Raw genomic sequence first — 13,379 nt, 5'->3', positions numbered from 1 at the left:
ACCCCCTACTACCACCACAGCGAACAGCCCGAGCACTACCAGCAGTTCAACCGCGACCACGCCCGGCTGCGGGCTCCCGGCGAACGCGCCTTCGCACAACTGAAGTCCTGGCGGCTGCTACGACGAGCACGCTGCTCCACCCGTCGCATCGGGACCATCGTCCAAGCTGTCCACACACTACTGACCTGGAGCTATTCAGGATAAAAGGGGTTCACTCACCGGTCAAAGAGACAGGCTATAGCTCGGTCACCATCCACCGTCCTGAGTGTGTCGCCGCCGGATACCCCAACGGCCCCACCAGAAGGGAATCCGGTGGGGCCGTTGAAATTTTCAGAGCATCATTTCCGGCAGATCAAAGCCACCATTTCAGGGGTGTCACGCCGTCATTTTTCTCGTAGACATTCCCATAGTACCATTCTACACCCGCATGGCGAGTTGTGAGCAGGTTCAGTACTCGCTCGACAGCTGGAAATCCCACGGAAGCTGGAACAGTAAAGACCGTCAGATTACGCTCCCTACCATCAATCCTACCCCCGAGAGCCGACATTTCCCGCTCGATCGAATCTGCGGCGTCATGTGGACCATAGACCTGGATCGCGAGATTACCGCCTCTTGAGACGGTGGAGAATTCATGATTCTCGGAGTCCACCTTGATCACATCGCCAGCGGCCACATCGAGCACGACGCCGGGGGACGCAAGCACTCGGACGTGTCCCGGAATGGCAAGCCGCTCAACGAGAACCTCCTCAAACACTGGCTCACCTGACGTCTTGGTGCCCGCGATCAGTCGAACCGTCTGTTGGGTCGACTCGCCCATCATGCTCCAATCTTCGCTCTGTACTCTATCTGCCATAAGGGGCGCCGCAACTACCTCGCTCAGCACATGAGCTTCCAGGTTTCACGTAGCCGCGGTTATTGGCGCTGAGATTACATGCGGCTCCTTCGAGACACACGTTGTCAGGCGCTAGATTCCCGCCCTTTGAAGTGGGGATGTTCTTGTGTCCAAGGTGCATGTCCCTTTGGTTGGTGGAGCGCATACCACACCGCCAGCACTGAAAGTCGCCGTTCGCCGCGTCGATCAATTGCTGTCGTACCTGAGCCTGCCCAACTCTGGTTCCACCCCCCGGCATGCTGTTGGTTATCTGCGTGGGAGACGAGGTCTCCCCGTCATTCAGGACGAACAGTGGCAGCTGACACTTTTCGTCACTGTTATGCACGAGGACCGGCGTGGCCCCCGCCAGCACATAGTACGTGTGGAGGCCGTCGACCGTCAGGTTGTATGTGCGTGCGTGCCGAGTGAAGGGGTGGTTGCCGGTGACGATGACCGTGGCACCCTTTTCGGTGCGCAGGGTCATGCCTGGGGTGAGTTCTCCTGCTGGCACCCAGTCGTGTTGGGAGGGTGACCAGAAGGGGTGCTCGTGGGTGGCGGTGAGCTTCTCGATGCCGTCCTTGGTGGCGATGGACAGTTCGTTGAAGCTTTTGTCTCCATCGGTCCGGATCAGGCTGGTGACCTTGCGGGGGGCGGTTTCACCAGTCTTAGGGTCAGTTGCCAGGACCTTGTCACCGAGTTCCACGTTCTCGATGTTCTTGGTGGAGCCGTCGGCTATTAGGACATCCGTGCCAGCAAGGAAGCACTTGCAAGGCACGGGAACGTCGACCTTCTTGGCGACGGTCTTGAGGAGCTTCTTGCCTAGCCCCCGGACAATTCCGCCTACGTTGAGAAGGCTGTAGACGTCAAGTCTGGTTTGTGTGTCCTGATAGAGCGAGGAGTCGGTATCGATTCCCTTGCTGTCGACGAATTCTTCGTAGTCGTCAGCCACACTGCAGTCTTCAATCCAGCAATATGGGCTGACATGGGCCAAAGCGTCAGCGGACTCCGCTAGCCAGTGACCGGCGCCTGCAAGTGCGTCTTTCCAGTCTCCACGTGCCTGGGGTTTGGACGGCTCTCCGCCATAGCACGGCACGGGTACGGTATATCCGCCGGAGAAGTTGTAGCACTGCGAGCCAGGAGTGCCATTCTGGCTGTAGTTGGCACTGCCCGAGCTGGAAGTTCCACTGGATGAGGTGGTGCCGCCACTGGTGTGTCCGCTTCCGCTGGAGACGACCTGACTCCCGAGCGCTGCTCCGATGACCGCTCCGATGATTGGGCCGAGGAATTTTCCGTCTGGATCGGAGAAGGTGACGGGGTTGTTGTTGCTGTAGGCGTATCCGTTGATCTGCTGGGGATCCTTAAGGTCGCCGATGGGGTCGACGCTGACGAATCTTCCGGTCGCTGCGTCGTATTCGCGGGATCCGAGGTGGGTGAGGCCTGTCGGGTCTTCGGTTCCTCCGGCGAAGCCCTTTTCGCCGCGCCAAGTGGCGGGCTTTTCGGTGCCGCGGTCTTCGCCGAATGGTTTGGTGGCGCGGCGGGTGAGGGTCTGGGTGTTGGTGTCGATCTGAAGGCTGGCGGTGCCGTGTTGGTCGGTGGACAGCCAGGTCAGGTTGCTGGGGGTGCGCATCGCCACTGTTTTGCCCGCGTGGGTGTAGTAGCGGGTGGCGGTGACGTTGCTGCTGGTTTTGTCGAGGCGGAGTTCTGTCTCGGCCAGGTAGAGGGTGGTGCCGGTGGCGTCGCGGCGGATGAGCCGGTTGCCGTCGCCGTCGTTGAGGAACGTGGTGGTTGCGCCGGTGGCTTCGGTGACCTTGTCCAGTTCGCCTTCCACGTCCCAGTTGAGGGTTTGGGTGGTGCCGTTGAGGTTGCGGGTCTTGGTGGCTCCGTTCTCCCAGTAGGTGTAGCTGTTCATGGTCTGTGTGCCGGAGGCCATGCTGGTGACGGTGCTGGCCAGGGCGTGCGGGCGGGTCTGTTCGGTGGTCTTGTAGGTGTAGGTGGTGGTGGCAGGGCCTTCGGTTGCGAGTTGGTCGGTGGCGGTCTTGCGGTTTCCGATCGCGTCGTAGGTGAAGCTCTGCCAGTACGGTGCGCGGCCGCTGACGGTGCTTGTGGTGGGGGCGGTGGTGCAGTTGGTGGTGGCGGTCCAGGCTGTCTTCAGGCGGCGGTGGCCGTCGTATTCGAAGCACTGCTTGTCGCCGGGGCTGGTGGAGCGGTCGTCTACTTCGGTCGGGTTGCCGGCTTTGTCGTAGCGGTAGTTGATGTCGGCGTCGGTGCCGGCGTGGGTTTCGGAGACGACGGTCTGGCGGGCCAGTCGCTGGGTGCCGTCTTCGTAGGCGTAGTTGATCTCGGTCCAGTCGGCGCTGGAGGAGACGCCCAGGGTGGTGCGGGTGTGCTCGCCGGCGGGGAGGTAGTCGGTGTTTTGGACGATGCCGGTCAGGCCCTGGAGGGTGTCCGGGAGCCGGGTGGGGGTGTAGCCGTAGGTGAGGGTCTCGGCGGGGATGCCTCCCATGGCGGGGATGGTGCGCTTTTGCAGGGTGCCGTCGAGGTTGTAGGTGTTGTTGATGGTGTAGACGCCGGTGCCTGCGAGGGCTCCTTCCTTGGTGCTGATGGTGTACTGCTCTTTCAGCACGCGGTAGAGCTTGTCGTAGGCGGCGTTGGTGGTGGCGTAGACGTTGCCGGTCTTGCCGCCGACGTAGCGGATGCTGGAAGTCAGCTGGCCCTTGGCGATGGTGTCGTAGGACCAGCGAGCCAGGATCTTTGCATCATCCGGGGTGGGCACTCCGCCCACGAGGGGTACGGGGCCGTCGACACGGGCGGTCTGGCGGCCCAGGCTGTCGTAGGTGTAGCCGATTGTCTTCTTGCGGGCGTCGGTCGCGGTGACGACCTGGTCGAGGTCGTCGTATCCGGTCGTGGAGTCTCCCGCGTCGGGGTCCGAGGCGCTGGTGTTTCGGCCGAGGAAGTCGTAGCCGTAGGACCAGGTGTTGCCTTCGTCGTCTTCAACCGTCTGCAGGCGGTCGGCGTGGTCGTAGGTGTAGGTGAACCCGGTGGAGTCGGCGGTGACAGTGTTGCCGTTGTACTCCCGCTTCTCTGCCAGGCGGCCGCGGGCGTCGTGTTCTTCGCGCACGGCCGGGGCGCCGTCGGGCGGCTGGACGGTGGTGGCGTTGCCGTCATAGCTGGTGGTCGTGCGTGAGTCTTCCTGGCCCCGGACAAGGTTCTTCTGGACCGTGGGGCGTCCCGCACCATCAAAGACGGTTTCGGTGCCGGCGGGCGCAGCGGTGATCAGTGTGGCGAGAGCGCCGCTGGGGGCCGTGGTGTCGACGTACTGTGCAGAGGTCTCGACTGCGAGGCCACGGGAGTCGTACTTGGTTTCGGAGATCACCCGGCCCGTGCCGCTGGCAGCTGGCACCTGCACCTGCCGTGGGCGCAGCAGGGCGTCGTAGATGGCGTACTGGGTGAGGTAGGTGGTGCCGTCGTTGTTCAGGGACTTGGTTGCCACCCAGGAGGCGACCCCCGACTGGACTTTGTACTCGTACTTCTGACTGGGGGTCTGTCCGGCCGCGCGGTCGCGGTCGGCCAGCCAGACGTCGGTGAGGCGGCCGAGTGCATCGTAGGCGAGTTCGGTGCGGTTGCCGTTCGCATCCGTCCGGGAAAGGTCCACTCCCCAGTCAGGGGCGTGCGTGGCGGTGGCCGTGTGACCAGCTGCGTTGGTGGTCGCCGTCTGGGTTACGGGACCGCCGGCGGCTGGGGTGTACTCGATGTGCTTGGTCCGAGTGCCCTTGGCGTTCCAGGTGTCCGTGGGGCGGCCAAGGGCGTCGTAGGCGGCAGTGGTGACGGTCTGATACTGGCCGGAGCCGTCGGTGTTGTAGCCGGTCAGGCGTTCGGTGCGAGTGGCATCGCCCTTGGTCGGGGCGGCTGCGTAGGCCTGGTTGTCGTAGGAAAGACGCGTGTCGGCGACGAGGTCGGTGGTCTTGGGGTCGTTGGTGCGGGTGGGGGCTGCCAAGCAGCCGGCGGAGACCTTCTCCACCCTCTTGGGGTAGGAAAGCATCCATTTGGCTTCGTCGGTGGCGTACCAGGTGCGGGTGCAGTCCTTGGTGCCGTCGGCGTCGGTCTCCACGGTCAGCGGCAGGCCGCTCTTCGCGTCGTAGGTTGTGGTCGACGTCGCCTTGATCGTTTTGCCGTTGTTCAGGCGGGTCCGGGTGACCTCGGTGCCGGTGCGGACCATGTAGCCGCGGACGGTGCCGTAGGAGTGACTGTCGCTGGACGTCTGCTGTGACCAGGGGGTGACGACCTTGGCGGAGACTTCCTGGCCCGTAGTGCCGTTGTAGGTGATCTGCTCGCGGAGCTGGCCGGCGAGGGCCTCCGAATCGGTCTGGGACACCTCCTGGGAGTCGGTGATCGTCTCGCTGCGGGTCCCACTGGTCTGCTTGTCGCCGTCCATGCCGCGGTAGTACAGCGCGGTGGTCTTCGTACGGGTGCCGGAAGCGTCTCCAACGGTGGTGGTGACCGTGTTGTAGCCACGCCAGATACCCCAGGTGCGGTACTTGGCCCGGGAGATGGGTGATTCGTCGTCGTAGGCCCAGGCGCCGCCGCCGGAGTAGCTGTAGTCGGTCTCCTTCAGAGGGGCACCGCCACTCGGGTCGGATTCGGTGACCTGGGTGACGACGTACTTGTGGAAGAAGTCGGTGCGGGGCTGCGGGTCGTCACCGCCGGTGGGGTTCGTCGGCGGGATCCATTTGACGGGATAGCAGCGCTTGGTGTTCTTGTCGAGTGCAGTGGGCAGGTTGCTGTCTGCTATGCACTCGGGGTCGGAGTAGTTGACGGTCACGACCGCGCCGGTCTCAGAAGTGATCTTGCGGACGCGCCATTTGATGTAGGGCACGACGTCGTCGCCGGTCTTGTCGACTCGGTTGTGCAACTGGACGCCCTCGAAGCTCACCGCTGGCAGAGTGATCGGAGTGGAGCCGACCTTGCCGGTGTGCCGGATGCTCTTCAGCCACAGGCCAGGTGCCGAGCCGTCACCGGGGTCGGGGAAGGAATGCTCCATGTGCCAGGCGTTGACGTCACGGTAGTCGGCCTCCGCGCCGGTGCCGGAACCCTTGTAGACCTGCGTGGTGACATCGGTCAGCCGCTTGCGGGTGAAGAACGACGGCGCGTTGCGGTCGGTACAGGTGGTATTGGCGGCGCAGATCTGATCGAACGGTACGTCCGGCCAGGATGCCTTGGTCGTCGAGGTCAGGGAGTTGCAGGTTTCCCCGTTGGCGACAGGGATGCACCGCTCGGCGACGGCGAACTTTACGCGGGCTGCGGCAGGCTTGCTGAAGACAGTGTTGGAGCGCTGCCCGTAGTCGATACGGCTCAGGTACCCGCCACGGTCGTAGGCGGTTCCGTTGCCGGTGGAGGCGTTCTTGGCGTAGTAGTTGGCCTCCTTCGTGTACCAGTAGGTGATGACGTTGCCGTGCGGGTCAACGACGTAGTCGAGGTTCCAGCGCCATGCCTGGCTCTTCGCGCGGCCCGCGAAGCTGGTCCCGCTGGAGTATCCGGGCTCGCCGGAGTCGTCACCGAAGACGGGCACGGCCCACGTGGAGTTGGTGACGGGATCGTCGGCGGCGGTGCCGTTGTCTGACCATCCGGGCAGGCGGTTCTTGCCGAATACGTACTGCGTACCGTCGGTAGCGGTGATGGTCCAGTACTCGCCCTTGTCACCGCTGGTGCCGTCGTCCCCGTCATCGCCGTTCACAGCGCCGGTGCCGCGCGTGACTTTCTCGCCGTCATCGCTTTTGAGGTGCCAGCCGCCGGCGTCCTTGATCAGCGGGCTGGACTTCCCGTTGAGGACGACAGAGGCGTTGTCTTCCTTCCAACACAGGTCGGCTTTGTCGTCCTGGCCGTCGTCATCACAGGAGCCGTAGGAACGCTCGATATAAGACGTGGGCACGTCGAAGCCCTCGCCTACCCAGGACGGCTGGGCGGAGGTGGAGGAGGTTCGGCCGTCGATGCTCTGCGCGGAGTAGCCCAGTGACACCGTTGGGGCAGTGCCGGCCGGGGTGGGTACCGCGTCCATCGGGTAGGACCAGGTGAAATCGCCGTTGGAGCCGCCACCCGCCCAGGATGACGACACTGACAGCGGTGTGGCCTGGTAGCTGCCCTGGTCGGAGGAAGCTGCCGCAGACACCGCCACCATCGTCATCGTCGCGGCGACGCTGGTGGCCCGCCGAGTGGTGACCTGCGCGGTAAGCGTGCTGCTTTCGGTGTCGTTGCTGGTCGGCAGCGTCTTGGTGGTGCGGCACTGCGGCTTGTTCGGAGTAGTCAGTGCGCAGGCCGGCAGCTCGATGGCCCGAAGACGCGAGGCCCAGGCACCGCCATAAGCGTGAGCGAAGCGGCTGTAGTCGACGCTCAGCGACAAGTCCGATGCGCTGGTCTTGCCGTCGGCGCGCTGCACGGACAGCACCAAGCCCTCGATGCCCAGCTTCTTGGCCAGCTTACGGTCCAACACAGTGACCTTGGCACGGTCGGCGGGCTGCGCCAGCTGGGCGGCCTTTGCCATGCTTTTGGTCTTCGGGCGGATGGGGGCGGCTACCGTCACCGGCATCCGCTCCGCATGGACAGCCTTATGGCCTGCACGAGCGGAGAGGTCTACGGTCGCCGAGCCCGGCGTGGGCCAGACAGGCTTGGTGGCGGTCTGTCTACGGGTTGCGGCAGCAGCCCCGGCGGTCGGGTCGTTCCTCTTCAGAGCCTTGGCCTTGAAGGCAACAGCCTTGCCGTACTTCGGCTTGGGCAGTTCGGTGTGGTCGCGGCCGGCCTTCTCCGCGGGGGCCGCGCCCAGCAGGGTGGCTATGACGGCTGCGGTGACGGGCAGGCTGACCGCTGTCAGTCTGCGTCTTCCCGGCCGCTGCCAGGACCATGAGGGCAGCAAGAATCTGCGCCTTGTCACAGGGGTTCCTTCGATCTCGAAGCGAAGCGGTGTGCCAGGCCGGTCGGCTCAGCACACCGCCAATGCGTGGCTGCGTTCCAGGTAGATGCGCAGCAGTGTGGGTTCAGCCGATGTCGACGGGTGGCTCGTCGACCTTCGACAGTTCGCTGATCTCCTGCTCGGACAGCACGCCGGCGTAGACGCGCAGGTCGTCGAGTTGGCCGGGGAGCCCATTGCCCCAGGTGCCGTTGTCGTGGCGCCGGGAGCGGCCCATCATCAGCGGTCCGGTGGGCTGGAAGATCTTGTTGACCAGGACGCCGTCCTCGGCGCCCTGCCGTTCGCCGGTGAGGTAGAGCCTGGCGGACTGGTTGGCGGAGTCGTAGACGCCGATGACGTGGATCCAGTTACCCGGGGGGTTGACCTCGTCCGAGGCAAGTGTGGCCTCAGGGCCGTTGAGGACGTCTGTTTCGTAGGTGCCGAAGTTCCAGTCGCCGACCGCCTCGCCTGCCTCCTGCCGGTACCACAGGCGGAAGGAGTTGCGTTGGCTGCCTGGGTGGGCGAACACCGTGGGCGAGTGTGCGCGGGTGGTGTCTTCCAGGCGACTGTCCGCTGCGAGGTTGACCCATCCGGCGACGGTGAAACTGCCGGATTCATCCACCGGGACAGGTGAGGTGGCGTGGCCCCCGGCCGGCTCGTCCAGCTTGATGACGTTGCCGTGCCCGTAGTCGTCGGTCGTGGTGAACGTCGCGCCGGGCTGCAGAGTCAAGGTGTTGCCGCGGCCCGTGGCGTCGGCAGCGGTAGTGCCGGAGGTCTCATCCATCTGCCAGTGGGCCAGCAGTTCGGCCCGTGGCTGTCCGGTCGCGGGGTCCTCCAGGTTCGCCAGCGGACCCAGCTCGTCGGGGAAGACCACCCGGTTGTAAGCCTGGACCTGGTCGAGCTCGCCATTGAAGTACGACGACGGAGCAGAGGATCCCTTCATCCGGCCGATCTCGAAGGGACCGTTCGCCGCCCACGGCGCCGTGTAGGGGGTGGTTGCCTCGAGACGGCCGTTGACGTAAAGGCGCAATTGCTGGAGTTGCCGGTCGTACACAGCCAGCAGATGCGTCCAGGCGCCTGCAACCGGAGGTGTCGTGGAGATTGCCCGCACAATCGCGGCGCCGTTGGAGATGTCCTGGTCGTAGCGGTTGAACACCCACCTGCCGTAAGAGTTTGAGTAATACAGCTGGAAGGCTCCGATGTTGGCGCCGTTCTGGTTGGCGACCGTGCCGATCACATCGGTACGCGCCAGCTTGGCCCAGGCGGAGACGGAGAAGCTGCCCGTGGTGTCCACGACCTTGCCCGCTGCAGCCGCATAGCTGCTGCCCGTACCCTTCCACGCGGCCTGGTTGCGGCCCTTGGGCGCCCACGACGCAGTGTTCAGGGTCAGCGGGTAAGCCGCACCCTGGGCGTTGGCGGCGGTGCTGCCAGCGTTCTCGTCCAGCTTCCACAGAGCGACCGGCACCGAGGGCTTGGCCACGTTGAACAGGTAGTCCTTGCTTGCGCCCGGATTGCCCGCGGCGTCATACGTCTGCACGCGAAGCGTGTTCGTCAGACGCTTGTCCGGCGTGATCGTGACCGTGTGGGTGGCTGTGTTGACGGTGTAAGTCTTGTCCTCAACCTTGATGCCGTTGAGCCAGCTGACGTAGCGGCGCACGTCCGTAGCACCGGCCGCGATCTTGAACTGGCCAGTCGTACCGACACTGCCAGTCTCCGGCGAAGTGGCGCAGGTCTCCCCCGCGCACTCCGGGTAGACATTGTTCACGGACGTGACCGTCGGCTGGGGCGGACCGGCGGAGTCGATCTTGAAATAGCAGGAAGCCGACCACGGTCCGTACACATACTGCGTGTCTCCGCCGTAGGTGACCTTGTACTGGGTTCGGGCCCGGAAGTGATACGTCTGCCCGCTGTTCAGGGACGGAGTCCAGGTACCGGCGGTGCCGCTGCTCGTCCACGCCGACGGCCGATAGCCCGTGGGCGTTGTGCTGCTGCCCGTGTACAGCTCGAATTCCGGCCGCACCACCGCCTGCGAGCCGTCCGCGGACGTGGGCGTCGCCGTGAAACGCGGAGTCTCGTCCCGGATATACGGAGGGGAGGCGGCAGCCGAACATGAGGTGCTCGGATCGGCGATCTTCACGTAGGACGGCGCGGTGTTCGGGAAGCTGACGTACGTGATCGACAGCTTCGGCTTGCGCTCGGCCGTGATGCGGTCGTCCTTGGGCGACATGAACTGCTTCCACGCGATCGGATCGCCCTCGTCCGCGCGCAGACCCAGAGTGGTCGTGGTGTCCTTGGCCTTGGCCGTGTAGTCCACGGCAGCGGTGGCGTCGAACTCTACGGAACCATCCGGACAACTGGAGGAGAAGCCCTTGGCCGCCGACACGGTGTCCACCCGCGACTGCCACGACGGCGGACTGCTCCACGTCCGCGCAGAGCTGATGGCGGACGTGCGCCACAGCTCGATGTTCTTCTTGGTGCAGTTGGCCGACCAGATCTCGTACGCCGCGAAGTCGGCATGAAGAATCTTCTTGCCAGCAACCGCTCGGGTGTCGAACTGGAAGAGCGACCGGGACTTCTTGTTGTCCACGTACGCGTCATAGCCGACACCCAGCGCATGGGTGGTGTTCCAGAACGAAGTGCCGGGCAGGTTCGACCACAGCGCTGTCCAGCCGACCAGCTTCGCGGACACGGTCGGCGGGTCGATCACCACCGGGTACGACGTGTCCGGGTCGGTGAGGAACCCCTTGTCCGGCACCACGGTCAACCGGTCGGTCGACAAGGTCGCATCCGCAACTGCGGTACGGGAGTCAGGTTCCGGGGTGACCGCATCGACCGGATCAGCGGCCTCGCTTGCCGCGTCGGCGTCACCGGCCGAGCCGGCAAAGCCCATCATGGTGGTCGGGCCGGTCTCCTTTCCGGAAGATCCGGAGTCCCACATCAGCGGTGAGCTGCTGACGAAGACGGGCCGGCCACCGGAGTCGACCAGAGCGGTCACCCCGCCCTGCGTACGGACCTGCAATCCCTTGGTGCTGACCGGGTAGTCGATCCTGCCCAGCGAGGCCGCGGCCTCGGGAGTGTGCACCACGAGATTCTGAGTGAAGCCGTCCGGCAGGACCTGCACCACCAAATCCACATCCGGCCGCACCTGCTTGTACACGGCGTGCGAACCGTCCAGAACCGGCTCAGGCAACGGCCACGGCGAGAACACCTCGTAGGCGCGACCGTCCCGCTCGAACCGCACCAGCGGCTCATCCTTGCCACCGCCGGAAAGAGTGACATCGTGCGCTGCCCTGGGTGCCAGCGTGTCATCGGAGCGGCGCACCAGCGTGGTGTCGACCGGCGTCCACACACCCCGCTTGCGAACCCGTTCCACCTCCGCGGAAGACTCCGCAGTGAACGTGCCGTCCGGATTCGCGAAGACCTGATTCGCCTCCGTTGTGAGACCTTGCACCGCAACCCGCTGGCCGGTCTCCGCCGCCCTGCGGGATGCCTTCGACTCCGCCGACTCTCCCGAAAGCCCGTCATCCTCCCAGAACGCGCGGCCCTTCGCCTCGTCGTTCGCCGCCACGGTGGAGGAACCGCCGTTGCTCGTCTCGGCACCGCCGTCCCCGTCGGACACGCCCGCTGCCGGCGTCCCGCCCAGCACGCCAGCTACTACAGCCGCCGACAAAACGGCGCCGACGGCTCTCGAGACGGGCCGGCGCCATCGACGCCGATACTGCCCCACTCTCATACCTCAACCCCAACTACCTGCAAAAAGAGACAAGACGCAGCAGGTTAAAGAGCAGGTAAGGAGACGATCAAGAGCCGGAAACTACCCCACGTCAGACTTTTTAGGAGCAGAACGCATGTGCGGCCGCTTGTGTAGAAAATCGCACGGCTTCCGCACAACCTTTGCTGATCTTCCGTGCAGCAAACTCGAAGTCGGTCCTGCAGCGGCTCACGCCTGTGCTCCTAGCATGCGACGTCGCGTGTCTCTGGCCTGGAGCTCAAGCACCGACACCAGGGCGGGCAAGGGGCGGTGCAAATGAGCGAACTCACGTGTAGTCGCCCCGGGGAACTCACCCGGGGCCTCCCGCAATCGGAAGTGCAGCTGCGAGGCAACTAACATCGCCCACTGCCGCAGACGCCCCTGACCACACAGCTCAGGGGGATGGCGTTCCACCTGGGGGGTTTCATGGGCAAGCGTGCCGCCGCGACTGTCGTCGCCTCACTTACGATCACGTGTCTGTACGCCTCGACGGCCACAGCGGAGACCCGCCTGGGGGACACGCAGATCCTCTCCGCCTCCGTCAACGGAGGGAAGCCTGTCGTGATCGGAACGGCCGCGCAGACATCGTTCACGGCCACCGTCACCGCCAGCGACCCCGAAGGCATCGACTACATCGACCCGCTCCTGTACAAGGGGCCCATCACCGCACCCACCGGCCGTCTCACCGCAGTGCGCGACCCGGAATGCACCGTGTCCAAGGCCGTCACACGTTGCACCTGGCACTTTTCCGTCAGCCGGTCGTGGCTCCAAAGCACTGATGCCGGAACCTGGCGGCTCCACGTCAACGCGACGGCGCAGGACGGCGACCATCATTGGAAGGAAGCCGCAGCATCCGTCGGCATCCAACGCGCCTCAAAGCTGACTGCCAATGCCTCGCCCGAGCCCGTCTCCAAGGGCAAGCCCATCTCCGTAACCGGCATACTCAGCCGCGTCAACTGGACCGACTCCAGGAATCACGGATACGCCAACCAGCGCGTCCAACTACAGTTCCGCACCCCCGGCGGCACCTACCGCACCGTCAAAACCGTAACCACAAACTCCACCGGACACCTCAAGACAACCGTCAACGCCACCCGGGACGGATACTGGCGCTACAGCTACACAGGCAGCACCACCACCGCGGCCGCCAACGCACCCGGCGACCGCGTCGACGCAAGGTGAACAAGATCGGCCACGGCAACACAGTCCTCGGGACCTCCCCAAGGCCGGGAAGTTAGCGTTTTCGCAGGTCCTGCAAGCGCGTTGAGGGTTCGAGGCGAAAGCGCAACGGATCTCGTTGGTACAGGCAGTCGACCAAGACAGCTTGTACGTGAGGAGCTCCGCTGCGGGTTCATTTTGCCCTGCCGTCCGCGCTCGTCGCTGAGTCCTCATAGCCCGGCTCAGCGAGCCTGAACCGGAACGAGGCCGCCTGTACCTCTCGCCGCTGGCCGAACTCGCCCGTGTCGTAGCCGGGTGGAGTGAAGCGCAGCAGCTTCGGCTCCGACAGCAGGACAGTCGTAGCGGCCGGAACCCAGCCGTGCGTAGCACCGAAGCGGAGGAACTCCGCGACCGCCGTCATCACCGCGTTCGCCGTCGCCCGGGAACGGAACCGCCCGGCCCCAGCCGGGCCTCACCGCTGCGGGACGGCAAAGGCGCCTCGACAAGCCACTGCTGCAGCCCGGCAAGCCCGAGGAAGCCCGGCGTCTCCAGTCCAGCCGGCGCATCGGGACTGTAAGAAGAACGGTGTAACTCCGATCTTGAAAGAGTGCACCTGTGACCAGTGAGAACATAGCCAGGGAGCCCGCGTCGGGGTCTGTCCC

5 protein-coding genes are annotated in these 13,379 nt (G+C 64.8%); 2 read left to right on the top strand and 3 right to left on the bottom strand.

Annotated elements, in window-relative coordinates; translation table 11 throughout:
• A partial coding sequence (locus ACIPK3_RS33800) for a transposase family protein (RefSeq protein WP_402575536.1) occupies nucleotides 1-204 on the top strand: 204 nt, incomplete at its 5' end.
• Between the two features lie 148 nt (nucleotides 205-352).
• On the opposite strand, the gene ACIPK3_RS33795 is transcribed toward ACIPK3_RS33800, so the two are convergent.
• The 3 genes from ACIPK3_RS33795 to ACIPK3_RS33785 form a co-directional block, all read right to left on the bottom strand.
• Nucleotides 353-820 carry a DUF4265 domain-containing protein gene (locus ACIPK3_RS33795; protein ID WP_402576003.1) on the bottom strand — a complete coding sequence of 156 codons (468 nt, stop codon included), beginning with the start codon at nucleotides 818-820 and terminating at the stop codon, nucleotides 353-355.
• Nucleotides 821-842: 22 nt separating this feature from the next.
• Complete coding sequence (locus ACIPK3_RS33790; protein WP_402576001.1) at nucleotides 843-7,775, bottom strand: polymorphic toxin-type HINT domain-containing protein; 6,933 nt, start codon at nucleotides 7,773-7,775, stop codon at nucleotides 843-845.
• A 121-nt stretch (nucleotides 7,776-7,896) separates the two neighbouring features.
• Nucleotides 7,897-11,454 (bottom strand): LamG-like jellyroll fold domain-containing protein, encoded by a 3,558-nt coding sequence (locus ACIPK3_RS33785; protein WP_402575999.1) that lies wholly within the window; start codon nucleotides 11,452-11,454, stop codon nucleotides 7,897-7,899.
• A 531-nt stretch (nucleotides 11,455-11,985) separates the two neighbouring features.
• Between ACIPK3_RS33785 and ACIPK3_RS33780 the strand changes: the two genes are divergently transcribed.
• Nucleotides 11,986-12,741, top strand: coding sequence for a calcium-binding protein (locus ACIPK3_RS33780; protein WP_402575997.1), 756 nt, complete (start codon nucleotides 11,986-11,988; stop codon nucleotides 12,739-12,741).
• Nucleotides 12,742-13,379 lie beyond the last annotated feature (638 nt).

It is taken from the genome of Streptomyces sp. NPDC086787 (assembly GCF_044745865.1).
Lineage (GTDB): Bacteria > Actinomycetota > Actinomycetes > Streptomycetales > Streptomycetaceae > Streptomyces.
Note: the sequence above shows the minus strand (reverse complement) of the source record. Positions and strands in the feature narration are given on the sequence as shown.